27 protein-coding genes are annotated in these 23,630 nt (G+C 41.5%); 1 reads left to right on the top strand and 26 read right to left on the bottom strand.

Annotated features, from left to right (window positions below; genetic code table 11):
- Positions 1–47: 47 nt before the first annotated feature.
- The 6 genes from ACQCT5_RS17235 to ACQCT5_RS17210 form a co-directional block, all read right to left on the bottom strand.
- On the bottom strand, positions 48–1,433 hold the full coding sequence (locus ACQCT5_RS17235) for a sensor histidine kinase (RefSeq protein WP_499643522.1): 1,386 nt from the start codon (positions 1,431–1,433) through the stop codon (positions 48–50).
- A complete protein-coding gene (locus tag ACQCT5_RS17230; RefSeq protein ID WP_499643520.1) occupies positions 1,430–2,113 on the bottom strand; it encodes a response regulator transcription factor in 684 nt (227 codons plus the stop codon). Before ACQCT5_RS17230 ends, ACQCT5_RS17235 begins: the two co-directional genes overlap by 4 nt.
- Complete coding sequence (locus ACQCT5_RS17225) at positions 2,110–3,087, bottom strand: YncE family protein (protein ID WP_499643518.1); 978 nt, start codon at positions 3,085–3,087, stop codon at positions 2,110–2,112. The genes ACQCT5_RS17230 and ACQCT5_RS17225 overlap by 4 nt, the downstream gene beginning before the upstream one ends.
- Before the next feature lie 224 nt (positions 3,088–3,311).
- Complete coding sequence (locus tag ACQCT5_RS17220) at positions 3,312–3,776, bottom strand: NUDIX hydrolase (RefSeq protein WP_499643516.1); 465 nt, start codon at positions 3,774–3,776, stop codon at positions 3,312–3,314.
- A 16-nt stretch (positions 3,777–3,792) separates the two neighbouring features.
- The gene (locus ACQCT5_RS17215; protein ID WP_499643514.1) at positions 3,793–4,452 is read right to left on the bottom strand and encodes a Type 1 glutamine amidotransferase-like domain-containing protein; all 660 of its coding nucleotides are present in this window, start codon (positions 4,450–4,452) and stop codon (positions 3,793–3,795) included.
- A 336-nt stretch (positions 4,453–4,788) separates the two neighbouring features.
- On the bottom strand, positions 4,789–5,250 hold the full coding sequence (locus ACQCT5_RS17210; RefSeq protein ID WP_499643513.1) for a DIP1984 family protein: 462 nt from the start codon (positions 5,248–5,250) through the stop codon (positions 4,789–4,791).
- A gap of 281 nt (positions 5,251–5,531) precedes the next feature.
- Here ACQCT5_RS17210 and ACQCT5_RS17205 point away from each other — a divergent pair, with 281 nt between their 5' ends.
- Positions 5,532–6,446 carry an iron-hydroxamate ABC transporter substrate-binding protein gene (locus tag ACQCT5_RS17205; protein ID WP_499643512.1) on the top strand — a complete coding sequence of 305 codons (915 nt, stop codon included), beginning with the start codon at positions 5,532–5,534 and terminating at the stop codon, positions 6,444–6,446.
- Between the two features lie 56 nt (positions 6,447–6,502).
- Here the strand turns inward: ACQCT5_RS17205 and ACQCT5_RS17200 are convergent, their stop codons facing one another.
- The 20 genes from ACQCT5_RS17200 to ACQCT5_RS17105 all read right to left on the bottom strand — a co-directional run bounded on the left by ACQCT5_RS17200 (position 6,503) and on the right by ACQCT5_RS17105 (position 23,153).
- On the bottom strand, positions 6,503–6,943 hold the full coding sequence (locus ACQCT5_RS17200) for a GNAT family N-acetyltransferase (RefSeq protein ID WP_499643781.1): 441 nt from the start codon (positions 6,941–6,943) through the stop codon (positions 6,503–6,505).
- Between the two features lie 93 nt (positions 6,944–7,036).
- Positions 7,037–7,837, bottom strand: a complete 801-nt coding sequence (locus ACQCT5_RS17195; protein ID WP_499643510.1) for a nucleotidyltransferase family protein — start codon at positions 7,835–7,837, stop codon at positions 7,037–7,039.
- Positions 7,838–7,981: 144 nt separating this feature from the next.
- Positions 7,982–8,731 (bottom strand): alpha/beta fold hydrolase, encoded by a 750-nt coding sequence (locus ACQCT5_RS17190; RefSeq protein WP_499643508.1) that lies wholly within the window; start codon positions 8,729–8,731, stop codon positions 7,982–7,984.
- A 219-nt stretch (positions 8,732–8,950) separates the two neighbouring features.
- Entirely contained in the window at positions 8,951–9,559 is a 609-nt protein-coding gene (locus ACQCT5_RS17185) for a YgaN family protein (protein WP_499643506.1), read from the bottom strand.
- Between the two features lie 19 nt (positions 9,560–9,578).
- Positions 9,579–10,145 carry a GNAT family N-acetyltransferase gene (locus ACQCT5_RS17180; protein ID WP_499643504.1) on the bottom strand — a complete coding sequence of 189 codons (567 nt, stop codon included), beginning with the start codon at positions 10,143–10,145 and terminating at the stop codon, positions 9,579–9,581.
- Between the two features lie 30 nt (positions 10,146–10,175).
- Positions 10,176–10,613 carry a DUF4181 domain-containing protein gene (locus ACQCT5_RS17175; RefSeq protein ID WP_499643502.1) on the bottom strand — a complete coding sequence of 146 codons (438 nt, stop codon included), beginning with the start codon at positions 10,611–10,613 and terminating at the stop codon, positions 10,176–10,178.
- 347 nt (positions 10,614–10,960) lie between these two features.
- Complete coding sequence (gene paaX / locus ACQCT5_RS17170; protein WP_499643500.1) at positions 10,961–11,836, bottom strand: phenylacetic acid degradation operon negative regulatory protein PaaX; 876 nt, start codon at positions 11,834–11,836, stop codon at positions 10,961–10,963.
- Positions 11,837–12,135: 299 nt separating this feature from the next.
- Positions 12,136–13,344, bottom strand: coding sequence for a 3-oxoadipyl-CoA thiolase (gene pcaF / locus ACQCT5_RS17165; RefSeq protein WP_499643498.1), 1,209 nt, complete (start codon positions 13,342–13,344; stop codon positions 12,136–12,138).
- A 15-nt stretch (positions 13,345–13,359) separates the two neighbouring features.
- Positions 13,360–14,214 (bottom strand): 3-hydroxyacyl-CoA dehydrogenase, encoded by an 855-nt coding sequence (locus tag ACQCT5_RS17160; protein ID WP_499643496.1) that lies wholly within the window; start codon positions 14,212–14,214, stop codon positions 13,360–13,362.
- 77 nt (positions 14,215–14,291) lie between these two features.
- Positions 14,292–15,809, bottom strand: coding sequence for an aldehyde dehydrogenase family protein (locus tag ACQCT5_RS17155; RefSeq protein WP_499643494.1), 1,518 nt, complete (start codon positions 15,807–15,809; stop codon positions 14,292–14,294).
- 25 nt (positions 15,810–15,834) lie between these two features.
- Positions 15,835–16,608, bottom strand: coding sequence for an enoyl-CoA hydratase-related protein (locus ACQCT5_RS17150; RefSeq protein WP_499643493.1), 774 nt, complete (start codon positions 16,606–16,608; stop codon positions 15,835–15,837).
- An 11-nt stretch (positions 16,609–16,619) separates the two neighbouring features.
- A complete protein-coding gene (locus tag ACQCT5_RS17145; protein ID WP_499643490.1) occupies positions 16,620–17,399 on the bottom strand; it encodes an enoyl-CoA hydratase/isomerase family protein in 780 nt (259 codons plus the stop codon).
- Positions 17,392–17,700: an EthD family reductase gene (locus ACQCT5_RS17140; RefSeq protein ID WP_499643488.1), complete on the bottom strand. Its 309-nt coding sequence runs from the start codon at positions 17,698–17,700 to the stop codon at positions 17,392–17,394. Before ACQCT5_RS17140 ends, ACQCT5_RS17145 begins: the two co-directional genes overlap by 8 nt.
- Positions 17,701–17,771: 71 nt before the next feature.
- Positions 17,772–18,263 carry a 1,2-phenylacetyl-CoA epoxidase subunit PaaD gene (gene paaD, locus ACQCT5_RS17135; protein WP_499643486.1) on the bottom strand — a complete coding sequence of 164 codons (492 nt, stop codon included), beginning with the start codon at positions 18,261–18,263 and terminating at the stop codon, positions 17,772–17,774.
- Positions 18,264–18,338: 75 nt separating this feature from the next.
- Entirely contained in the window at positions 18,339–19,163 is an 825-nt protein-coding gene (gene paaC / locus ACQCT5_RS17130; RefSeq protein WP_499643484.1) for a 1,2-phenylacetyl-CoA epoxidase subunit PaaC, read from the bottom strand.
- On the bottom strand, positions 19,160–19,510 hold the full coding sequence (gene paaB / locus ACQCT5_RS17125) for a 1,2-phenylacetyl-CoA epoxidase subunit PaaB (RefSeq protein ID WP_499643482.1): 351 nt from the start codon (positions 19,508–19,510) through the stop codon (positions 19,160–19,162). The genes paaC and paaB overlap by 4 nt, the downstream gene beginning before the upstream one ends.
- A gap of 12 nt (positions 19,511–19,522) precedes the next feature.
- Entirely contained in the window at positions 19,523–20,491 is a 969-nt protein-coding gene (gene paaA, locus ACQCT5_RS17120) for a 1,2-phenylacetyl-CoA epoxidase subunit PaaA (RefSeq protein ID WP_499643480.1), read from the bottom strand.
- 87 nt (positions 20,492–20,578) lie between these two features.
- On the bottom strand, positions 20,579–21,898 hold the full coding sequence (locus ACQCT5_RS17115; RefSeq protein ID WP_499643477.1) for a phenylacetate--CoA ligase family protein: 1,320 nt from the start codon (positions 21,896–21,898) through the stop codon (positions 20,579–20,581).
- A gap of 210 nt (positions 21,899–22,108) precedes the next feature.
- Complete coding sequence (gene bshB2, locus ACQCT5_RS17110) at positions 22,109–22,774, bottom strand: bacillithiol biosynthesis deacetylase BshB2 (protein WP_499643475.1); 666 nt, start codon at positions 22,772–22,774, stop codon at positions 22,109–22,111.
- Positions 22,775–22,811: 37 nt separating this feature from the next.
- Positions 22,812–23,153, bottom strand: coding sequence for a YojF family protein (locus tag ACQCT5_RS17105; RefSeq protein ID WP_386645723.1), 342 nt, complete (start codon positions 23,151–23,153; stop codon positions 22,812–22,814).
- Positions 23,154–23,630 lie beyond the last annotated feature (477 nt).

Raw genomic sequence — 23,630 nt, 5'->3', positions numbered from 1 at the left:
TGTATGCTTATAGTTTGATTGATAATTGTGAAGAAAGAATGAAGGATTTAAAACATGAACAAAGGGATTTTCACCTTGAACACTGTCCCTTTTCCGAGCTGTGAATCCACGATAATTTCCCCATTATGCTTGTGTACAATCTTTTTGACGATAGAAAGCCCAAGGCCTGTACCGCCACTTTTTCTAGTCCGGGCTTTTTCTACCCTGTAAAACCTTTCGAAGATAAAAGGCAAGTCCTCTTTTGGGATGCCGATTCCTTCATCCTCTATATTCAAAACCCCAAATGTATTTTCCAAGAGGACAGAAATTTTTATTTTTCCTTTTTCAGGGGTATACTTTATGGCATTACTCAAGAGGTTATCTACTACCTGGTCCAACCTACCATGATCTCCGTTTACTACTACCTCTTCATCCAGATTGATTTCTGTTGTGAGATTTTTTTCGTCCAGCTCTAACTGAAAGCGGCTCACGACCTCTTTCACAAGTTCGGAAAATATGATCGGCTCCTCGGTAATTGGATATGATTCTCCCTCCAATTGGGCAAGGTCCAATAGGTCATGTACGAGCAGATTCATTCTATCAGTTTCCTTTTGGATAGTCAGCACGTATTTTTCCGGTGTAATGATGCCTTCTCCCAGAGCCTCACTGTAGCCTTTCAGATAGCTGATCGGGGTTCTCAATTCATGCGATACATTTCCCAAGAATTCACGCCTTTTTCTATCCTCCTCTTCCAGATTGGCTGACATGACATTAATCGAATTGCCTAGGCTGGCTATTTCATCCGACCCATTGACGGCTAACCTTTTAGAAAAATCCCCTTGGGCAATTTCTTTTGCTATTTTCTCCATCTGCTTGATTGGCTTTACAATTCTATTCGTTATTTTTCTTCCTATTAGTATTAAGAGCACAATGATCAGTACCATGCCGACAAGAAGAAAGTTCCTAATTGGATGAAAGGCATCCGTGATTGCTGTTAATGGCATGTAAAGAAAAATGACGGCGTCCAATCCTTCAGAAATGTTCAACGGAATGACGACTGCCCGTATCTCTTGATCCAATCCTGTATGATATTTTGTAAAAATCAGTGTCTCCCCTTTTAATAATTCCTGCCTTTCCGAAAAGGAAATAAGGTTCTCTTCTGCAAAGGAATCAAATGGCGCTCCACTGGCAAGCTGCATCGGATCATTCGAAAAGATAATTGATGTTTCCGAGCTTTGTTCAATCCATTCCAATCGCTCCGAAAAAACATCCTGCGGGCTTTCATAATAGACCTCTTCCAGAAGACGGCCTTGATTTATAAGTGTATCGGTTTGTTTTTCGATATATAAGGTCTGATAGAGATAATAGGATACCACCACTACGAGCAGAATGGTCAAGACGGATACAGAAATGATGGTCAACCAGATCCTATTGCGGATGGAAAGTGGATTCATGCTTCATTCCTCTCAAATTTATAGCCGATGCCCCATACTGTTTTAATATGGTCCCCTGCCTCCTTCAATTTGAATCTCAAGGTTTTCACATGTGTATCCACGGTTCGATATGAGCCCTTTTCCGTATCCAATCCCCATATCACATCATGAAGCTGCTCTCTGGAAAACACCTGTCCCTCATGCTCCATTAAAAATAGTAATAAATCATATTCCCTTCTCGCGAGGTTTACTCTTTCCCCGCTTACCTCCACTTGCCTTGCACTTTTTTGGATAGTGATGCCTGAATGGGAAAGCACATCAAAGAATGCTTGCTTGGAACGACGCAGCAATGCTTCGACCCTAGCAAGCAGTTCCTTAGGACTGAATGGCTTCATGACATAATCATCCGCTCCAAGCTTCAGCCCTCTGACCTTGTCCCATTCATCGCTTTTGGCGGTCAGCATCAGGATCGGAATCATATATTTCTCACGGATTTTCTTACAAGCTGTAAACCCATCCATTTCGGGCATCATGACATCAAGAATAATCAAATCCACTTCATTCATATAAAGTGTATCGAGTGCTTCTTCTCCATTCTCTGCATAGAAAACGTGATAATTTTCTTTACTCAGGTACATCCCAAGTAGTTCCCTCATATCCATTTCATCATCAACGACCAATACCCGTAAGGCGTTGTTCATTCCTCATCGCCTCCCTTGAAAAGTAAAAAGGGACCATTAGAAATTTTATACCTGTTCATAATATTTACAGTATCCTGATTAACCATTAGTAGTTCGTCCCCATCCAGGCACGATACATATATGTTTTGTTTATCCGCAATCATATAGCTTGGATTGTCACAAACGTCGATTTTCTCTTCCACTTTATAGTTCTCCGTATTTATTTTTGTCAAGCTGTGATCCCCGTGACTAAGAACAAATATTGGAGAATCCTGAGAGTTTTGTAAGATATGAATAGGCATTAGTCCCGTATTCACAGAAATCATTTCCTTTCCTGTTTCCGGGTCATAGGCAAATACCTTTTCATTCATTTCTCCTGTGGCACCATGGCCGCCTGTCCAAATGTAGGTGCCATCAAAGTGTAAGCCTTCAGGTCTTGCGTTCACTGTAAATGAACCCGTTACCTCGTGTGTGGTAGAATCCAAAACATACACTTCCCCACTCCCGGCAGTTAGCACATATAGCCTCTCACTATCAAGGAACATTTTAGAAGGATATTCTCCGACTTCTATTTCCTTTACTGCCTTTTTCCCTTCCAAATCTATCACACTGATCCTGTTCGACTTTCCATTGGCAGCATAAACTAGTCTGTTTTCCAGATCATACACCAACTCGATGACCCCTTTTTCAACGTCCACAAACGGCGTAATTTTACCATCTTTTATATTTATTTCAAACAGTTGTTCCTCTTCTTTAACAGACGCCAATAAATATCCAGGTTCTATTTCCACAATCGAAGAAAACCTGAAAGGCAAATTTGTTTTCTTCTGACTTCCATTCGTAATGTCCAAGGCGGTAATTGCATTCTCTTTTAAGTGAGTCACATAAATAGTTGATTCTGGGCTATCTATTTCAGGCAATTCGATATCAAACCTGGAGCATCCTGCCACTAACGCAACCAGCATAATTCCTAGTAGTAAAAAAACATTTTTCATACTGTAACACTCCCAACCAGCATACTACCCATTATTTTACTCTAAAATTGTGAAAAATGTGTGAGGGAACAGAAAAGGTGATTCCTTTGAGTAGAATCACCTTTTTGGGAAATTATTAGTATTCATATTTTATATCTCTAATTTGGAGGATAAAGAAAGTTAAGAGGATGTGATAAATTTATCAATTCATAAATATATACTCTTTATAAGAAAACATTATTTGATTATGTAGCTCCTTTAGTTGTCATTTTTTTCAGATACGGTTCGATATAATTGCGGTTTGCCCTATTTAACCCCTCAGGCAAATCATTAATATTAAAATACTGCATATTCTTAGACTCCGTATAATCGATTTGAAGACTACCTTTTGCGCCAAACGTTAAATAGACGGCCGTTATGGAATACAACTCATCTCCGTTTGATAACTTTAAATAATACTCAGGTCCAGAGCATACAGTCAGCAGCTCCAATTCTCCAACTATGAGCCCTGTTTCTTCTTCCACTTCTCTCCTTGCTGTATCTTCCAGGCTTTCACCTACCTCCATTAGACCGCCGGGCAATGCCCAGCTTCCGTCTCTCCTTTGCTGCAATAACAATTGATTTTTTTCATTTACAATTAAGACGACTGAACCAGGTAGTAGTAACGGCCTTTGCCCCACCAATTCTCTTAAATCCATCACGTAACTCATTTCCTATTCCTCCGTATTATTTTGAAATTTTTCCGCGGTCATTAATCACAACAATGTCTCCTATCATTTGGACAGTGCCATCCTCATGGACAATAAGCCCATCTCCGTCATTTCCAGCATAAACAGTTGTTCCAGCAGTTTTAGAGTATGAAAGAACTTCTCGCTTAAATTCGTCATTCCAGCGATTGTAGTGAGGTAAAAACTCAAAATCCACAAAGTTCAATGTATCCAATTCATCTTCATTTGAATCACCTATAAAAAGTTGAAATAAATTCGCAGACTTTCCAAGTTGAACAGCTCCTCCGCTCACACCTACAATGATTCCACCTTTCTCAAAGTAATTTCGTAAAACCTTATCCATCTTGCGTTTTTTAATTGCCTCTCTAAATTCAATTGGGTTTCCTGCCGAAAGATAAAGGATGTCACAACTGAGCAATTCTTTAATCTTCAATGGATCGAATTCACTGTAAAGGTCAAAAAACATAAAGTACTGGATTCCGTACTCAAGATAATATTGTACCTTTGTATGGAAATACTTTTTTTCCTTGTCTTCCGTAGATGGTATGTAACCTATCTTTATATTTTTTGGCTCAATTCCAGCAAAAAGTAACTCATCCATTCTTACATTCCCTGGAGACTCCTTTACTTGGTCACTATAAAAGAACAGCTTCCCCATGTGATCACCTCTTTGCAAATCCATATTATTAAAATCCGATTTAATACATCTAGAAATAAATAACAAATGGCATCAATCCTTCTGGATCAACGCCTCAGTTAAAAAGATAGAACTCTATTTCCCCTATCCACCCTCACGAAACGAAAATCAATACCTGGAAGTAAGTTGTTTGAATACATTGTAATGCTGTAACATTACTGGGGTTTAAGTTGTAAAATAAGGCCTCGAACCTCAAGGGTCACCCCGTAACCCCTACCATTGATGCAACTTTTACCTGCTGCTAGGTTTGGTATTCGCCTTTTCGTGTTTCGCTACCAGCTTGCTATGTTAAACAATTTACTTTTCTACTAAATCAGTTTTCCAATTTAGCTCCTGTATTTTGACATCAAGCAGTCTGTACTTTTGTGATAATTCATCAACATGCTTCTGTGTTTCTTTTACATTTATGATTGTCACATACTTAATCTCAGACCTTGAATAGCGGTCATGCCGCTCGGTCGCCTGCTCTATCAGCTCACTATATATCTTTCTTTCCTGACCAATTAAGTCCCTGGTGGTCAACGCATCAGCAAGAGACTGTGTCTGATCAAACTTGGTATGTAAATTGGTTCTATTAATATCTTGAATCAGTTTCTTGAGCTTCACCAAGAGTTCCGTCAATTCCTCCACTAACACCTTTGGCTCCTCATTAGGCTGATCGCCTTCTTGGACCCTTATATTTTGAAACAATCGATTCTTCAACTGTTCCACTCTTTTTTGGTAATCTGAACGCAATATTAATGCCTCTGCTAATTTCATGAAACCACTCCTTTGAACCTCTCCTGATCTATTTTGCATCAGCCATTCCAAAATTCTTTTGCCGTATTTCATATTCACAAATCTCTTATATTACTTCCACAAAATGGACTGTTATTCCTTCTTGGATATCACCAGATTTGTCAAAAATTGTTGTTTATTCAAATTTCTCGAATGATAATAATGAAAAGATCCCATTGACAACGATTTTCATTAAGATTAATATTCTTATAGAGTTAATTGAAAATGATAATCATTACTACTTAAAAAAGGGGAGAATTACTTTGAAAAAGCTATACATACCGTTCCTGCTAATAATCGTACTTACTCTTAGTGCTTGCGGGAAAAACGAGTCAGCCGACACCAAACAAGCTTCTGAATCAGAAAAAGAAACTATTACATACCAATCTGAAACTGGTCCTGTGGAGGTTCCGAAAGATCCGAAAAGAATCATTGCCCTTTCCAACGGCCCCAATGTCCTTGCATTAGGCGGCAATGTGGTGGGAATTGATGAGTGGACGAATATGAACCCTCTATTTGAAGAGAAACTGGAGGGCGTAGAAATCGTTTCTGATGAAAATCTGGAAAAGATTATCGAGCTCGAACCGGATCTGATCATTGTAGGATCCTGGATGAAAAATATTGATAAGTTAGGCGATATCGCACCAACTGTTGTTTATACATGGGGCAAATTGGATTACTTGACCCAGCAGGTGGAGATTGGAAAACTATTGAACAAGGAAAAAGAAGCAAAAGACTGGGTAGATGATTTCACTGCACGGGCAAAAGCCTCAGGAGATGAAATTCGTGAAAAAATCGGGGCAGATGCAACCGTTTCTGTGATTGAAAATGGCAATAAGGAGTTTTATGTATTTGGAAACAATTATGCACGCGGGTCAGAAATAATCTATCAGGCAATGGAACTGAAAATGCCAGAGAAAGTAGAGGAAATGGCACTTGAAACCGGGATCTACACTTTCTCTGCTGAAGTCCTTCCCGAATTTGCCGGTGACTATATTGTCTTAAGTAAAAACCCGGATAGCGACAGCTCCTTCCTGGATACCGACACATGGAAGAATATACCTGCAGTAAAAAATGGCCAGGTAATCGAAATCAATAGCAAAGCATCCACGTACAGTGATCCTATCACTCTGGAGTATCTCTTAGAAATATTTGAAGAGTCGTTTCTTAAGAATTAGATAAAAAAATGGGATCTCTTGATTTTCAGAAGGTCCCTTTCTAAATTCAAATTGATTCATAGTTTTTCAGCGGTCCAAGCATATAGAATATCCGGCAAATTTTCTTCATTTTCATGCCCTCTGCCAACAATTTCAAATCCATTCCTCTCGTAGAATTGTTGTGCTTTCTTATTTACCTCAAATGTGTATAATGTTAATTTTCCCGCAGATTGTTCTTTTGCTTTTTCAAGTAATCTCTTCCCTATGCCTAATCCTTGATAAGCGATATGAATATATAATTGGCTTATATGAAAGTCATTATAGGCAATTATCCCAGCCACTTTTTCGTCTACTAACGCTATATCAATTTGAAATTCTTTAGATAAGATATGATTTAAAAAGTAAACATGACTTTCAAAGCTATGAGACTCTTCCAAACCAATGGCCTCGTACTTACTATCTCGCCACATATTTACTGTTTCTTCTGCATATTTAGGGGCAAAAGATATGATAGACATTTTATCTTGGTTCAACTGACTACCACCTTTCGTCTTCCTTAGTCTTAAAATATAATATGTAATCTTTTGGACACACCCACTCCCATTTGTTTACTAAAAATTATGTGCTTCACGTACAAAATTCACACAAGCCCAATTACCTTCCCTCTTAAAGGTTTCTATTACTTTTCTTCTGTCTGTCGGCGGTTGCTCTATCCAATCCTGCAATGTACAAATTATAGGTTTTTTATCAGGAAAATGGTGGATGAATATTTCTGATTGCTCGTGAAACAGTGTCGACCAAATCTGAGAACGCGCCATTACCATTGAATAGTATGTACGAATCAATTTTCGAGCGAAGCCTTGTGAAATTGATTTAAACTCAACCGTAGAAACAGTTTCCAACCGACTTATTGTCCGATTAAGAACTTCACAAATATCTCCATTGAAACTTATTGCTATTTCCGGTGTAAGTTTGTATGGACCAAATCGACCGCGCAGATCTTCGCCGTGCACACATACACAGAGCTCCTTAAGAAATGCTTGTTCGTAGTAATTCACCGGATCGAGTGCATAGTCATAATATGCCACAGCTATCCCAACCTCACGAACCAAAAAGCGATATGTATGAGAAAGATCACTAGAAAGTGTCTTTAATTCAGTAAATTCCTCTTGACTCAGATTGCCATCAAAAAGTGCGAGTAGGTCCAAATCTGATTTGCATGGCAACGCATCACCTCTCGCTACACTACCGTATACATAAACGCTATGCAATTTGCGTGGAAACAACTTTTGAAGTCTCTCGACAGAGTCTTTTATGCACTGTATATAATCATATTTGATTTTTTCTAAACTAACGTCACTTACAATAAAACCGTTACGGTCAAGACCAGAACCCCCTCGTAGATTTTTCATTCCAATCCCCCTCTCCCCAAAAGTTGTTAGTCTTTGCTCACCGTTATTAAGTACAGTACGTAATAATTAAAGGGACAGATAACTATGTTCCTAAAATAAAAACAAATACGTTTGATTATGCTCCCTTATTGGCATTTACTAGATTTATTTTAATAAAAATTCCTTTACGACATGTGTAAACTTCTCTGACTCTTCTATCCTAGGGAAATGACCACTTCTGTTAAAAGTTTTTATAGTGGCATTATCTACATAATCTATAACAAATTTAAGTTGTTGTTCACAAAAGACGAAATCATGTGTGCTGGTAATGATCAGTGATTGATGTGGCAACCTGGATAATTCATTTAAAACTGATTTATACATGGTTTGGTCTTCATGTAGCTTAGTAAAATGTGACTGAATTTGTGGCAAACGATTCTGTATTTCCATTGATGCATTACTAAATAATGTTTCAAAAACATTTTTTTCAGAACCATAAAAATATAAATCATTTCTATTTGCTCCTAATTCACCTCCTGTTTCAAGCCAAACCTCCATTAATCTAGGAGTATCCAGTTTCGAATTAACATATTTCCTTGTTGTTTCAGCCTCATCATATTTATTATTTTTTTCAAAGACAACCGAAGCCTGTGTTAATAATGAATGCAATACTAAATGAAAATCAAAACCTGGACTTTCAAAAATCAACCTATCTATAGACATAGGATACTTTGAAGCATATAAAACGGCTAAATAACCTCCAAAAGAATGGCTTAAAACAGACCATGAGGAGATTGATAGTTTCTTTCGGAGCTCTTCTAAATCTTCTACTATATCGTTTGGGCTTAACTTTTCGTCTTTATTAAGAGCTTCTGATCGCAGAACACCTCGTTGGTCTATACCAACTAACAACAATGATTTGCTCAACCTTTCTGCCTAAAATGCATAAAGTCATAGCAGCTAGCGCCTGGTCCCCCATGTAAATATAATAATGGAGGTGATGATGGATCCCCATGTTTTTTCCAAATTAATTTCTTTCCCTCTAATATTAATTAGTTCTCCCATATTGCCCTCCTCTTAATATATTGATTATTTTGCAGTAATCGCCCCCATTTTATGATATAAAATATACTCTCAATTGATAAATTCAGTTTTTAATAAATATACAACGTCATATTTTTCTAGCTCGTTCATATGAGCATCGACATCTTTGTAGAAATCTTGGGTAAGTGAAGTCATTTCACCATTACTTGAATAACAAATACTAGCCAATACCAATTCTCCTTCAATCTGAGTGATTTTCTCTGGAATGTGGCTCCAAGTGCTTGCCATATTATCCAATTCAACTGAATCTGTATCAAAGCTACTAATCGAACTTGTACTGCCGTCGCTGCTGATACCGATATTAAAGATGAGTGGCTTTTGGGAATTGTCTTTTTTGGAGGTAGCGAAGATAATGGAACCATTTTCTTCTCCCTCTGTTGTTATAAGGTTTAATCTATCATCAACCAATACACCAGATTCATATTTTTCAATCCATACCCTTACTTCTTTATATTCATCATCAACTTTGAAATTGAATATAAAGGATTTATCTGAAGTAGTCGAAAGTATTGCGTTCTCTTTCTCTGATAATTCATGCACAGAAACGGTATTGGATTTTGAGACAGTTTCGTTACTGCTACAAGCACCCAGAGTAAATACCAGCATTGATGTTGTTATTATTTTGCATAGGTTTTTCATATTTTCTCCTCATCAGCTTCTATGTATTTTTGAAATAATCTTCTTGCAGTATCCCATAAACCGCACAATCTTTGTATTGATTCTTGGAATTGCGGATCATGTGGCGGATTACTCCCTCCTGTCCCATCCCAACCTTTTCCATTACCCTCCCAAAAGCTGGATTATCTGTATTATGTGCAGCAGAAATCTTATGAATGTTCATATGCCTGAAGCCAAATTCCACAACAGCTCCCAAAGCTTCTGTCGCATATCCCTGATTCCACCAATTGTAGCCAAGCGAATAACTGACCTCACAGTTTCCCGTAGCATCGTCAAAGTTATACAGATCCATTTCACCGATCAGCTCACCACTGGATTTCAATTCAACCGCCCAGTAACAAAAATCTTTATTGTCATAACCATTAACAATTTTCTCCACCCTCTCTGATGTCTCAGAGACGGTTCTATGTGCTGCATTGACTCGATTGTCACTCACCCGTTCGTCCGAAATCCAATTTTCGAAAACACTTTGCGTATCGTTAAGTTCCATCTTTCTAAGAATCAATCGATGAGTTTCTAAAACTGGCGTCCCCGTAAAGTTAATCATTCCGTCGCTCCTTTTCCATTCTTACCTGTCTTAACCTTTTATTATTCCGAAGAAATCAGTAGAGAACATTATTAATATGAAAGTAACAATAAACAGTAATTGAAAAATAGTGTATAGATATGCATTTTTATTTTTGGCATATTTCCACTCCATAATGGCTGTAGCTATTTCAGACAGGATGATAAAAAGAAACAGTAAAAAATATGGTTCCAAAAACCAATAGCCCTGGGAGAGGTCATTTTGTACATTTAAGAAATATCCAACAAGTATACTTCCGACAAAGATTATTCTGATAGTCCAATCAATTTTTTTATGATTTTCATTGATATGGTTGTATGAAAAGAATTTTTTCTTCTCCACTTTCAGTAACTTTCTCATCATAGAATTAAAGAAATATAAGACCACTCCAAATACACATAACACCAGTAGCAGTTTCAGCCATAATATAGGTTCCATTCCGTAGTACATAAACATCCCCTCACTTTCCAACTTCATCCAATATATGTACGAACGAGGATCCTTATGGGTTTCAGATTATACTAAAAATTCAAATAATTAATGGTAATTCTTCCTATAGTTTTTATTTAACTAATCACTTCTCATACACTTCTATTTTTTCATCGAGTAATAAATCAGCATCACTCAAGACTTCTTCTTATTTCGGGTCATATAGAGCTTACCCATTAATAAATTTGTTTCAATTTACTTAATCATATAGCCTTATTCAATATCCTTATTTTACCACATACTGATTGTCAGAATAAACAAAAAAAGGAGCGCGCATCCAGCCTGCTCCCTCTCACATGAAATCCAAATCATTCTATGATATAAGGATGATCTAGTACATCATATTTTTTATCTTTAAAGCTCAATTCATTGCCGTCTTCAAATACCCCTTCAAAGAAACGCGAAGCCGGTTCTGCAAGCTCCTTATAGTATTCACTGAAGAGTGCAGCTGCATGGCTTCCGAGCCACATATCAGGAAGCAGTTCCTCGGGCAGACCTGGGTCTACGAATAGGAATTTTCGATATTCATGCACTAGCTTGGTACGTTCCACAAAGCATTCTGCATCGGACATCTGGCCTTTTAAAATCTTGTTTTTATCGATAATGTACTTTTGGCTGTATTCCTGGATGAATTCCTGGTATTTACCGTTGATCTCATGAAGATCCCAGCTTTTAGTGACCAATCGGCTATCTTCATGCGGGCCTTTATATTCGGATACGAAGAAGTCGACATACTCTGCTATTTCGTATTTATGTATAAGATCCTGAACCGACTTTTCCAAGGCATTCGGTGAAATCCAGCAGCTGTTGGAAAGGGTGCCAAAGCCGCTCCAAACCAGTTCTTTGCGAAGTTCATCCCTTACACTGCGGATTTCTTCGGGGATGGTGTACATGAGAATACGCCATTTCCCGTCCCAGGTTTCAGACTTCAGTTTAAAGATACGCTTAGCGGCCTCTTCAATCCGTTTGACGCCACGCTCCGTTAAGTAGTAATAGCTTTTGTTTCCTTTTTTCTCTGCCTGGACCCATCCCTGTTTATTCATTCTTGAAATGGCTGCACGAACGGCCTGATCGTTATGGCCAAATTCCTTTAGTAGCCGGATCAGGCTCCCGATCCAGATTTTATTTCCATAATGCCTGATATAGTCTCCGTATAACGTGAAAATCATCGATCTTGTGTTCATCCTGCATCCTCTTTCTTTTAAGCTCTTTTCGTATATATTATTGCTATTTGCCTCCAGTAAAAAATCGGCTTTTGGATTTTTTACCTACTATATCATAAAGATTGCTAACCTCCTTCGTATCATCTCTTAGGAAAAGAGCACGATGATACTTGTCTATCGAGGGGAACCTGGTACGACAAACAACAATCTATTCGAAACAAGTCTTCTTTTGAAAAAAATCTAGTAATCGTATTACATTAGTTTCATTTTATCAAAGTAACGCGTCATAGGAAATACGAAAAATCATAGAGAGGCATGCTCTATGATTTTTCAATACGTTCTACTATTGTTGCAATTCCCTGACCGACACCGACACACATGGTGGCGAGACCAAACTTGACTTCCCTTTTATTCATTTCATGGACAAGGGTGGTCAGGATTCTTGCGCCGCTTGCGCCGAGAGGGTGACCGAATGCTATCGCACCACCGTTCACGTTCACCTTTTGCTCCTCCAACTCGAGTTGACGGATGCATTCCAGGGATTGGGACGCGAATGCTTCGTTCAATTCAACCAGATCCAGATCCTCTATTGTGAGTCCGGCACGCTGCAATGCTTTTCTTGTCGCATAGATCGGACCGATTCCCATAATGGAAGGGGAAAGTCCTGCGACTGCTGATGTTACATATCTGGCAAGTGGGGTTAGCTTTAATTCCGCAGCCTTCTCAGCACTCATTAATAATAGAGCGGAGGCACCATCGTTTACACCGGAAGCATTTCCGGCTGTAACAGTACCATTATCAAAAAGAGGACGAAGTTTCCCAAGCTTCTCCAAACTGGTTTCCGGACGTGGATGTTCATCTCTATCAACGATTGTTTCATTACCTTTTCTGTCTATAATCGATACCGGTACCAACTCTTCAGCAAAACGGCTGGATCTTGTGGCCTTATCGGCTTTTTGCTGGCTTTCATAGGCAAACCTGTCCTGATCCTCTCGGGAGATGCCGAATTCCACCGCAACATTCTCAGCTGTCTGTGGCATGGAATCCACTCCGTACATCTTCTCCAATCTTTTGTTGATAAAGCGCCAGCCGATTGTGGTATCAAGCAGTTCCATATTTCCACGAGGAAAATCAGTATCCGGTTTTTTCATGACAAATGGAGCTCTTGTCATGCTTTCAGTACCACCTGCGATGTAGATATCCCCTTCGCCAGCCATAATCGCTCGTGCAGCATAATTGACAGCGTCAAGGCCTGACCCGCAAAGTCGGTTTATGGTGGTTCCTGCCACCTCAACCGGCAGTCCTGCCAATAAAGCGGACATTCTTGCTACATTTCGGTTGTCCTCTCCTGCCTGATTGGCATTTCCGAATACGACCTCTTCAATCTGCCCGGCAGGAACATTAGGATTTCTGTCCATCAGTGCTTTGATGACAATCGCACCTAGGTCATCCGGGCGAACAGATTTTAACGCTCCTTTATATCTGCCAATCGGGGTCCTGCATGCATCTACAATAACCACTTCTTTCATTATGTCACCTTCCTACTAGTCTTTTTTCTGATAGTCATAGACGCCTTTTCCGCTTTTTCTTCCAAGACGGCCGGCCTTAACGTACTTTTCCAATAGAGGTGCAGGCCTGTATTTTTCCCCTAGCTTTTCGTGAAGGTATTTCAGATTGTTTAATCGGGTATCCAATCCTACAAGATCGCCAAGTTCAAAAGGTCCCATCGGATAATTCAAACCCAATTTGATTGCTTTGTCGATTTCTTCTGGAGTTCCGACTCCTTCCTGGAGCATATAAAAGGCCTCATTTCCCACCAAGGCACTGATTCTGCTTGTGACAAAACCGGGAAATTCGTTGACAACAACAGTTTCCTTACCCATTTTTTCTGCAACGGATCGGATAGTGGATGCCGTTTCATCGCTAGTTTCCAGCCCTCGGACAATTTCCACGAGCTTCATTTTATGTACTGGATTAAAAAAGTGCATCGCAATCACTTTTTCCGGTCGATTCGTGAAGCTTCCGATCTCAGTCGGACTCATGGTGGAGGTATTGGAAGCAAACAGACAGTGTGACGGTGCGTGCTGATCGATACGTTCAAAAACAGAGTTTTTGATATCGATATTTTCTGGAACTGCCTCAATAATCAGATCAGCTTCCTTCACTACATCCTCCAGATGAACCGAATAGGCTAGTCTTTCATTAATGGCGTCGGCATCCGTCTCAGACAGCTTGCCGCGTTCCACTCCCTTATCGATAATCTGCTGAATTTCTTTCTTTGCTCCCATTAATTGCTCCTCTTTTACATCAACCAGCGTGGTGGAAAATCCTCCAAGCGCGCTTGAATACGCAATTCCTCTACCCATCACTCCAGAACCGATAACAATAATATTTTCCATAGAAGCTGCCTCCCTTTTCTAAAGTGTCACTTTAAAAAAGCAAAGGGGACCCGCCCCTTTGCTTCTATTTTTTATACTTACACTCCAAACGGATTCAGAGGACGGTTCCCGAAGTAGGAGATGATACTCTTTGTTTCTGTGTAAAGGTCCAGGGTTTCAATGCAAAGCTCACGACCGAAGCCGGATTGCTTGTAGCCGCCGAATGGTGTTCCAGGGAAAGCGGAGAACGGGCAGTTTACCATAACGATTCCAGCTTGGATCTGTTTGGAAACTCTGGTTGCACGACCGTAATCTTTTGTCCAAATTGCAGATCCCAGGCCGTATTCGCTGTCATTCGCTAGCTTGATTGCTTCTTTTTCATCACTGAATGGCATTACTACGACGACCGGGCCAAAGATTTCTTCTTTGACAACCTTCATGTCATGATTGACACCAGTAATGATGGTAGGTTCATACCAGAAACCATTTTCAAAACCTTCCACTTGGGCAACTTTTCCGCCAAGCACGATATTTGCCCCTTCTTCTTTCGCTGACTGGACATACCCGTCAATGACATCAAGCTGGCCTTTGTTGATGACAGCCCCAATATGTGTTTCTTTGGCAAACGGATCGCCAAGGGATAGCTTTTTAGCCTTTTCTACGAACTTCTCCATGAACGTATCATAGATGTTCTCATGTACATACAGGCGGGAACGGGCTTCACAAGATTGTCCTGTGTTGTAGAAAATACCGAAAAGGGATCCATCCACTGCTGCATCGATGTCTGCATCTTCAAATACGAGATTCGGAGATTTACCGCCAAGCTCCAATGTAACGCGCTTCAGGGTTTTAGACGCCTTTTCCATAATATCCTTACCGATTGGCGTGGATCCTGTGAATGCCACTTTATCCACCAACGGGTGCTCAACCAGATAGTTTCCTACTTCCGATCCTGCACCAGGGATGATGTTGACTACACCCTCCGGTACTCCTGCTTCGATGCAGATCTCACCAAGAACGATTGCAGTAAGAGGTGTCAGTGTAGCTGGCTTAACCACAACGGAACAACCAACTGCAATAGCAGGAGCTACCTTCCATGCAGCCATCATTAATGGATAGTTCCATGGAATGATTTGCGCACAAACTCCCACTGGCTCTTTTTCGGTAATATTCTGGAATTGGCCTGGAACGTTGTTGACGGATCCTCTATGACCGACAATTGCCCCTGCGTAGAATTCGAAATCCTCAATAGCCTGCATCACTTGACCTTGTGCAGCAGAAAGGGATTTCCCTGTATCCAGAATCTCCAATTCTACCAGCTCGTTAAAACGGGAACGCATGATGGAAGCAATTTTATTCAACGTTCTTGTACGCTTGTTTAACGGGAACAGCTTCCACTTCCCTTTGTCGAATGCGTTTCTGGCAGCTTCCACCGCTTTTTCGGCATCCTCCTTGGAAGCTTTGGCGATTGTGGCGATTGCTTCTCCTGTTGCAGGATTATAGGTTGTAAAAGTTTCTCCTGTGGAGCTATCCACTCTTTGACCACCGATAATCAATTGATACGCGTCACGCTTCATATCCAGTTGTTCCAGCTTTGCTTCTTTTACAGTTGCCATATTTGCTCATCCCCTTATAATTTTATTAATTTCCTTTGAATACAGGTTTTCGTTTTTCCACAAAGGATGTAACGCCTTCCTTATGATCGTCTGATAGACCGGCTATTCTTTGTCCAAATGCCTCATGCTCCAGGTACTCATCAAAATTCATCGCCCAGCTTGCTTGAAGGGAACGTTTAATCAAACCGATCGCCTGAGTGGGCATGCAGGCCAGACGCTCTGCAAATGCCTTCACTTCGCCCTCCCAGTTTTCCTGCTGTATGACTCTGGTTGCAAGACCCAGCTCTTTCGCATCCTCTGCCCGTATCTTCTCCCCAAAAACGGCGAGCTCCAGTGCTTTGGCATTCCCGATAAGTTTAGGGAGGAAATAGAGATTTCCAGAGTCAGGAATCAAGCCGACATGAATAAAGGCTTGAACAAAACTTGCCTTGTCGCTCATGAGCCTGAAGTCACAAGCCAGCGCCAGGCTGAAACCAGCACCTGCTGCCACACCGTTAACGGCAGCAATGACCGGCTTTTCACAACGTGCAAGCTCCTTCATCATCGGACCATACCTCGTTCGAAGCACCTCACCATGATCCATGTTTTCATCAACTTCTGCCAGGTCCTGGCCAGAGGAGAATGCTCTTCCTTCCCCTGTAATTACAATCGAACGTACTGTTGGGTCTGTATTGCTCTGTTTGATTGCCTTCTGGATCTCCCTGTTCATCTGTTCTGTAAACGCATTCAATTTATCCGGTCGGTTCAGCCTGATCCAGGCTACCTGGTTCTCAATCGTGTAAGTGATTGTCTCAAACATGACTGGCCTCCTTATTCTCCCTCAAAGTTTGGCCTTCTCTTTTCCTGGAAAGCACGCATTCCTTCTTTTTGATCCTTGGATGCGAATAGCAGATAAAAGTTCTTCCGTTCATATTGCATTCCTTCAAACACGGAATAGTCCACCGCTTTTAACACGGACTCCTTGATCAGGCGCAGGGAAAGTGGAGCCTGTTTTGCAATTTTATTGGCAAATTTCAAGGTTTCCTCCTGTAGCAATTCTTTTGCAACAATCCGGTTGATGACCCCGTAGTGCAATGCTTCTTTCGCGCTCATTCTGTCTCCAGTCAAAAGCCATTCCATTGCCTTTGATTTTCCCATCAATTTAGTCAGTCTTTGCGTACCGCCTGCTCCAGGCATCACACCAAGACTGATCTCAGGAAATCCGAATTCTGCATCATGTGCGGCAAACAGAATGTCACAGCAAAGTGCCAATTCAAACCCTCCACCCAGGGCAAAACCTTGCACTGCCCCGATGATCGGTTTTTTCACCCATGCAAGCCGGTCCCACTCGGTGAACTGATTTAACAGCTCGAGTTCGATGGCACCCGCACCTGCCATTTCATCAATGTCAGCCCCGGCAGCAAAAGCCCTGCCATGCCCGCAAAGCACGATGACTCTTATTTCATTATTGCGGTCAAACTCCTCGATGATGGATACGATTTCCGATACCATCGGGCGATTGATCGCATTCAACACTTTCGGACGATTTAACGCGACAATTCCAATCGAACCCTGTACCGAGACATCAAGAAATTCGAATCTGTTATTCATTCACTTCTTCACCGATCATCAGGGTAACCAGATCACCAGCAAATTTCATTAAATCCTTCCCGGATGCTTTCGCCTCATCCGTTCTCATTGCCTGCTTCAATGCATCATGGCTATCATAGTACATTTCACACATCAAGTAGTATTTGCCTTCGCCACCCATTGGGCTTCCCACCACTTTTGTCACTTCCATCTTGCGTAGTCCAGGAATCTTCTGTGTGACAGGACCGTGTGTTTCAAAATAATGCTGATCAAATGCCTCTTTGTTTTCAGGGTGCTTGTAAAGTGCGATTAGTTTTACCATTTTATAACTCTCCTTTTTTTATGTAGTAAGCTTAATAGAGTTTGTCTCCAGTAAGCTTCTTTCACCAGTTTTTACATCATGGTGGATATGGGTTTCATTGCTTCGAACGGGTTTTTGCATCCCTTGCAATATAGGATGCTTCTGCAGGCAGTTGGACCGAAAATATTATCGATGGTCGTATAGGTGGAGCCGCAGTAAGGACAATCCACATGCCATTCTCCGTTCTTATCCAATTCCGGCGGAGGAGCAATGCCGAATTCCTTTAATTTCTCCCGGCCTACAATTGAGATACGGTCGGAAGTCCAAGGCGGCTCATAGATGAAAACTACCTCCACTAGTTCAAAAAGTGCTAGATTACCAATCTCTTTTTCTACGTTTTTCCTGATAATATCCAACGCGGGGCAGCCCATGAAAGTGGGCAGCATGTTGATCTTTACATTTCCCTCATCCAGGATGATATCCTCTACCATCCCCAATTCGACCACACTGACCGAATCAATCTCAGGGTCTTTCACTGACTGGAGTTGTTCCCATACTCTTTCAAGCTTTATGTTGTCTCTCATATGCGACTCATTCCTTTTATTGGAGTAAAAGGGCTCCCTCAATAGTGTATGTCCATCTTCACTTCTCATGACCTTTTACCAGACTGCCGCTGGATTACTGTTATACACTTCACCTAATGTAAGAATGGCTTCCTCCAGATCCTTTGTATGCTCTCCCTTTCGACCATCCCCATTTTTCATGCCCAACTTGTTTTCAAGAGGAGGTAGATCCACCTTTTCAAAAACATCTGTCATGGTCTGGATGAAGCGCTGGCGTAGAACCTCTTCCCCTTCCAGAAGGCCAAAGTGAGAAATCTGAGCGGCATCCGGTCCAAGCGTCAGTACCCCGTCAAAATCGGCAAGAACTTTATCCACCGCAGCCATCATCCTTGATTTTGCATCGCCGTTTGCCTGACAGAGCTGGGTAAACCAGGTTCTCCAATGAAGGAGATGATAGTAAAGCTCCATGTTCACCTTGATGGCAACATGCTTCAAAGGCTCATAGGAGGAGTTTTTAAGTGACTCCATCTTCAGCTTCTTCGCTTGAGTATAGAAAAAATGTCTGACTACGGCAAAAGCCCAGTCATATTTCGGTTCCTTCAAATAGTTACCAGGCCCGTTCACCAATTCCAGAACAACGGCATTGACCCGGGCTTTTGCATTGCGGGCATGTGCCAGGGCATCCATGTCCCCTTCACCCAGATCCTCAAGTAATTGATAGAACATAGCCGCATGCCCCATCGTATCCTGATTAATGGAAGAGAACGCGACATCCTCTTCAATATGCGGAGCAAGGCCGAGCCATTCCGAACCACGGTAGGCGATGATAAAATCATCATCGGCGAGCTGATACAATAGCTGCGTCAAGGCCTTATGGTACGCTTTATCCTTTTTCGCTTCCTCTACGTTTGCTATATTCATTGCTTCAGCTTCCCTCCCCAGGACATGATCTCTTTTTCATCGAGCATTTCCTGTTCATAATGACGCCACTTCTTTTTCAGATAGCCATACCCTTTTGTGTTCCGGTAATCCTTGTTATCGATTCTCTGTAAGGTCTCACGCTCTTCCTGTGTCATCTTTCTCATTGCCGACCTTTTCACCACCCAGATATCCACCACCGGTTCGCGGCGCATAAAATTTTCCTGCGCCATGACAAGTGCCAGCTCCGCGTTTGGGGCAAGAAGGCTGAATTGGTACTGCATTGGGGAAGTGTGCGTTCTTTTTGAGAACACTTCATATTCCTGATAAAATCCTTTAGTGCTCAACATTATTCCTCCTTTCTAGCCTGCATTGGTCTCAGAGCTCAGTGCTTCACGGACCCATGCATTGTTTTCATGCGAAATGACCCGTAGCCGCAGGCGGTCCTTGGATTTCGGCCCGTTATTTTTGATGATTTCCTTGAAGTGGCTCCAATCTGGCTGATGATAGACCCACTTCTGCTCTTCTTCACTGTAATGCATCGTTGTATCCGGAATTGTCAGCCCCAAAGATAACACCCGGGGAATATATTTGGTGAAAAAATCCTGTCGCAGTTCTTCATTACTCTTAGTTCGGATTTTGTATTTCATTGTAATATCCTGTTTTGATGTTCCTGTTGTGGATGCGTCAGCTGGCCCAAAGAACATAAGGAGCGCATCCCACCATCGGTTAATGGAGTCTTGAATCATTGCCCGCTGTTCATCCGTTCCTTCCGCAAGAGCCATGATGATCGCTTCTCCGTGCTGTGCATGGAACACTTCCTCGGCACAAATGCGCTTCAATGCCCGGGCATATGGTCCATAGGATGCATCTAGCATATTGGTCTGAGAGATGATCGCTGCTCCGTCAACCAGCCATCCAATCAGTCCTGCATCTCCCCATGTAGGGGCCTCCATATGGAAGACATTATGAAACTTCAAATCTCCCGAAAATAGATCCTGCATAATTTCTTCACGGGTTTTACCGTAAGGCTCCATGAGATCTTCCGCCACTCTCAGCAGAAGCTGGCCATGCCCCATCTCATCCTGTACCTTCGCCATGATGCCTAGCTTCCTTTTCAGGGTAGGTGCTTTCGGGACCCATTCCTTTTCTGGAAGCGCTCCCATTATTTCGCTGATTGCATGCATGCTGATTAGTTTAATCAAGGTTTTCCGGTATTCTTCCGGCATCCAATCGTCTGCCTCTATCTTTTCACCAGCTTCGATCCGGTTCATGAAGTGCTGATGCTTTTCTTCTCCTGTTAAGCGGTCAAACGAAAGTGAATTGGTCATGATCGCCGCCTCCTATTTCTATAACGTTTATTTAACGAAATTATAATATAATGTTATACATTTATCAACTCTGAAAGTTCTGAATTTTTATTGTGCTACTTTTCTTTTATCTATTAATCTTATAGCTTTCCCCTCGGACCTTGGGATAGTGCCCGGTGCCACCACAGCAGCACGTACGGAAATATAGCAGCCGTTTTTCAAGACTTGCTCGATTTTCCGTGAAAGAGAATTGAAATTTTCCCTATTTTCGTATTCATCCTGAGAATTAAAGACTGTTTGATTGATTTCCACCACCACTTCCAGACAATCTAGATTGTTTTCCTTTGAGATTAAAAGCTGATAGTGTGGTGACAGTTCCGGAATGCTTAATAGGTGATGTTCGATTTCAGAAGGAAAGACATTGACACCGCGGATAATCAGCATATCATCCACCCTTCCTTTAACTCGCGACATCTTGATGGTCGTCCTTCCACAAGCACACCACTCTTTTTTAATCGAAGCAATATCCCCTGTGCGATAACGGATGATAGGTAAAGCTTCTTTCGTAAGACTTGTAAAAACTAGCTCTCCCTCTTCGCCCTCCGGAAGTACCTGAAGCGTCGCTGGATCAATGATTTCCGTATAGAAATGGTCTTCGGCTATATGAAGTCCATCCTGTGCCTCGTGGCATTCCATCGCCACACCCGGGCCGATCACTTCGCTGAGACCATAGATGTCACATGCTTTTATGTTCCATTTATTTTCTAGGGTGATCCTCATTTCCTCTGACCAGGGTTCTGCGCCGAAAATACCGTATCTAAGGGAGGTTTGAGCAGGATTTTTCCCGAGCTGCTCCATTTTTTCAGCAACAGCAAGTAAATAGGACGGAGTACCGCAGATGAGGGAAGGCTTGAAATCCTCAATCAACTGGATCTGCCTTTGGGTATTTCCACCGGATACAGGAACTGTCATCATGCCTAGACGTTCACTGCCATAGTGAAGACCAAGTCCACCAGTAAAAAGTCCATATCCATATGCGTTATGGAGAAGCTCCCCTTTTTCTCCCCCTCCAATCGCTATGCTTCTGGCTACAATGTCACTCCACATATCGATACCCTTTTGTGTGTACGCAACTACGGTAGGCTTGCCGCTAGTACCTGACGAGGCGTGAAGCCTGACAATTTCATTTCTGGGAACTGCAAAAAGACCGAATGGATAGTGGTCTCTAAGATCTTTCTTTGTAGTGAATGGAAGATGTTGAATGTCTTGGAGAGAAGCAATCTTGTCAGGTGTTATCATCAGTTGATCAAATTTCTTTTGATAGAAAGGGACATTTCTGTATACGTGGTTCAGGGTTATCTTTAATCGTTCGAGCTGAAGCTCAGCCATGGTTCTACTATCAGCCGTTTCTATTTCATGGAGAATCATTGTATCACCCGCCTTGTTATTCTAGCGAAAATTAATATAACGAAATATTAGCGTCATAAAACTTTCTGTAATATATTACGTTCAACATTAAAATAACGTTCAACATTTCAAATGTCAATATATTTTCAGAATATTTGATGGATTTGATTTGCAAACAAAAAAAGCCGCTGGGTTCATTTAGTGCCCAGCAGCTTTTAATCATTTCATATTCTATGTCTCATACGTCCAAAAAGTTTCACGGTACAGCCAATCTTCAATCTCAGGTGAATTTTCCTTCAATTGTTTTTCCATCAGCTCCACCCATCCGCTTGTTTGGGACTTGTGTGCTTTAATGGCCTTCAGCTTGTCTTCTGCAACATCCCTGATATCAATCGTGATATCAGGGTGGCCGATCAGGTCCACGCTGTTTTTCAGAATGGCTTTACCATAGATTACCGGTCGTTCTTCTTTCGGCATGCGTGATACGGCAAGTGCAGCCGCATTGCTCATAGCATCATGATCTGGATGAACACCATGCTTTGGATAGAAGGTTAAAAGCAAGGACGGCTTTACTTCCTCTAAAACCTTCCCAATGATGTCCGCCAAATAATTCTCATCTTCAAATTCCAACGTCTTATCATGTAATCCAAGCATTCTGAGATCCTGGATGCCCATTACCTTACATGCATCCACAAGCTCTTTTTTCCTGACTTCCGGAAGCGTTTCCCGGTTCGCGAATAACGGATTGCCTAGATTTCTCCCCATTTGTCCAAGTGTGCCGCATAGGTAGGTGACAGGAACACCACTCTGAGTGAATTGCTTTATTGTACCGGATGAACTGAATGCCTCATCGTCCGGGTGTGGAAATACGACAAGTACGTGTTTTTCTGCTTGCATATTAAATCTCTCCTTTTTCACGAGAGGTACGTTCCTTTTAGAAAGGCTCTCTACTTAACTGAAGTGCCACTGCCAATTTGCCTTCGGGATTCAATCCTGCTAATAGTAGGCGATTTTTATCATCTATTTCATAATGGGTCACACCTTCCGCGTACACCCAACCATGCTCTAACTTCAATCCCACTCTATATGGGTTGATTCCGATTATTTTTCCCCGCTCAAACTTCAATTGGACATTCCTGATAAATGCACCAACAGGCAACCCTGTATTGTGATGGCCTGCATAAGCACCATTCGTCGTCTCGAGATGCAGATACACATCTGCATTTGCCAGCTTATCTAATTCGGTTTGGACAAGGGTCTGATCTATAAGCTTCATAGTATCCTCCAACATCTTTTTCTTTCTGAAAGTTTATTCCTATATACAGTGTATAATAAGACGACGTCAATTGCGAAATGGTTTGCTTCTAAAAGATAAAAATTGTTAGGTTAGATAACGGATCTTTATAGCACCGCTGTTGATTTCCGCACTAGGCTGCGCTTTCCTCGGGGCGGTGCTGGAGTCTTCGCCTATTGCTCCAATCAACAGCTAGATAGCTTAAATACCAAAAGTCATCTCTAAAAATTCCGCCCTCTTTTCATAAGTGCTAAGACAGATTATGCAGTTACGCTCGATTTCCCGGATTTTTCGCCCGAATTTTGGAATTTGCGCCCGATAAAGAAGTTTTCCGGTTCAACCCCCTAAGTTTGGACACTTACTCCGTCTTTCTAGGGTTATCTCATTATTTCATTTTCTACCGCGCATTCGCTTGGTTGCCCCGAGAAGAAAGGTTAAAGGGAATCACTTTAACCTTTC

Source organism: Sutcliffiella halmapala (assembly GCF_050107295.1).
Lineage (GTDB): Bacteria > Bacillota > Bacilli > Bacillales > Bacillaceae_I > Sutcliffiella_A > Sutcliffiella_A halmapala_A.
The sequence above is the reverse complement of the archived record's forward strand: the minus strand, read 5'-3'. Positions and strand labels throughout refer to the sequence as shown.

Excerpts from the sequence above, each read along its gene's own strand:
- ACQCT5_RS17235 (WP_499643522.1), bottom strand. The coding sequence starts at position 1,433 with ATGAATCCACTTTCCATCCGCAATAGGATCTGGTTGACCATCATTTCT.
- ACQCT5_RS17230 (WP_499643520.1), bottom strand. The coding sequence starts at position 2,113 with ATGAACAACGCCTTACGGGTATTGGTCGTTGATGATGAAATGGATATG.
- ACQCT5_RS17225 (WP_499643518.1), bottom strand. The coding sequence starts at position 3,087 with ATGAAAAATGTTTTTTTACTACTAGGAATTATGCTGGTTGCGTTAGTG.
- ACQCT5_RS17220 (WP_499643516.1), bottom strand. The coding sequence starts at position 3,776 with ATGAGTTACGTGATGGATTTAAGAGAATTGGTGGGGCAAAGGCCGTTA.
- ACQCT5_RS17215 (WP_499643514.1), bottom strand. The coding sequence starts at position 4,452 with ATGGGGAAGCTGTTCTTTTATAGTGACCAAGTAAAGGAGTCTCCAGGG.
- ACQCT5_RS17210 (WP_499643513.1), bottom strand. The coding sequence starts at position 5,250 with ATGAAATTAGCAGAGGCATTAATATTGCGTTCAGATTACCAAAAAAGA.
- ACQCT5_RS17200 (WP_499643781.1), bottom strand. The coding sequence starts at position 6,943 with ATGTCTATCATATCTTTTGCCCCTAAATATGCAGAAGAAACAGTAAAT.
- ACQCT5_RS17195 (WP_499643510.1), bottom strand. The coding sequence starts at position 7,837 with ATGAAAAATCTACGAGGGGGTTCTGGTCTTGACCGTAACGGTTTTATT.
- ACQCT5_RS17185 (WP_499643506.1), bottom strand. The coding sequence starts at position 9,559 with ATGAAAAACCTATGCAAAATAATAACAACATCAATGCTGGTATTTACT.
- ACQCT5_RS17180 (WP_499643504.1), bottom strand. The coding sequence starts at position 10,145 with ATGATTAACTTTACGGGGACGCCAGTTTTAGAAACTCATCGATTGATT.
- ACQCT5_RS17175 (WP_499643502.1), bottom strand. The coding sequence starts at position 10,613 with ATGTACTACGGAATGGAACCTATATTATGGCTGAAACTGCTACTGGTG.
- paaX (WP_499643500.1), bottom strand. The coding sequence starts at position 11,836 with ATGAACACAAGATCGATGATTTTCACGTTATACGGAGACTATATCAGG.
- pcaF (WP_499643498.1), bottom strand. The coding sequence starts at position 13,344 with ATGAAAGAAGTGGTTATTGTAGATGCATGCAGGACCCCGATTGGCAGA.
- ACQCT5_RS17160 (WP_499643496.1), bottom strand. The coding sequence starts at position 14,214 with ATGGAAAATATTATTGTTATCGGTTCTGGAGTGATGGGTAGAGGAATT.
- ACQCT5_RS17155 (WP_499643494.1), bottom strand. The coding sequence starts at position 15,809 with ATGGCAACTGTAAAAGAAGCAAAGCTGGAACAACTGGATATGAAGCGT.
- ACQCT5_RS17150 (WP_499643493.1), bottom strand. The coding sequence starts at position 16,608 with ATGTTTGAGACAATCACTTACACGATTGAGAACCAGGTAGCCTGGATC.
- ACQCT5_RS17145 (WP_499643490.1), bottom strand. The coding sequence starts at position 17,399 with ATGAATAACAGATTCGAATTTCTTGATGTCTCGGTACAGGGTTCGATT.
- ACQCT5_RS17140 (WP_499643488.1), bottom strand. The coding sequence starts at position 17,700 with ATGGTAAAACTAATCGCACTTTACAAGCACCCTGAAAACAAAGAGGCA.
- paaD (WP_499643486.1), bottom strand. The coding sequence starts at position 18,263 with ATGAGAGACAACATAAAGCTTGAAAGAGTATGGGAACAACTCCAGTCA.
- paaC (WP_499643484.1), bottom strand. The coding sequence starts at position 19,163 with ATGAATATAGCAAACGTAGAGGAAGCGAAAAAGGATAAAGCGTACCAT.
- paaB (WP_499643482.1), bottom strand. The coding sequence starts at position 19,510 with ATGTTGAGCACTAAAGGATTTTATCAGGAATATGAAGTGTTCTCAAAA.
- paaA (WP_499643480.1), bottom strand. The coding sequence starts at position 20,491 with ATGACCAATTCACTTTCGTTTGACCGCTTAACAGGAGAAGAAAAGCAT.
- ACQCT5_RS17115 (WP_499643477.1), bottom strand. The coding sequence starts at position 21,898 with ATGATTCTCCATGAAATAGAAACGGCTGATAGTAGAACCATGGCTGAG.
- bshB2 (WP_499643475.1), bottom strand. The coding sequence starts at position 22,774 with ATGCAAGCAGAAAAACACGTACTTGTCGTATTTCCACACCCGGACGAT.
- ACQCT5_RS17105 (WP_386645723.1), bottom strand. The coding sequence starts at position 23,153 with ATGAAGCTTATAGATCAGACCCTTGTCCAAACCGAATTAGATAAGCTG.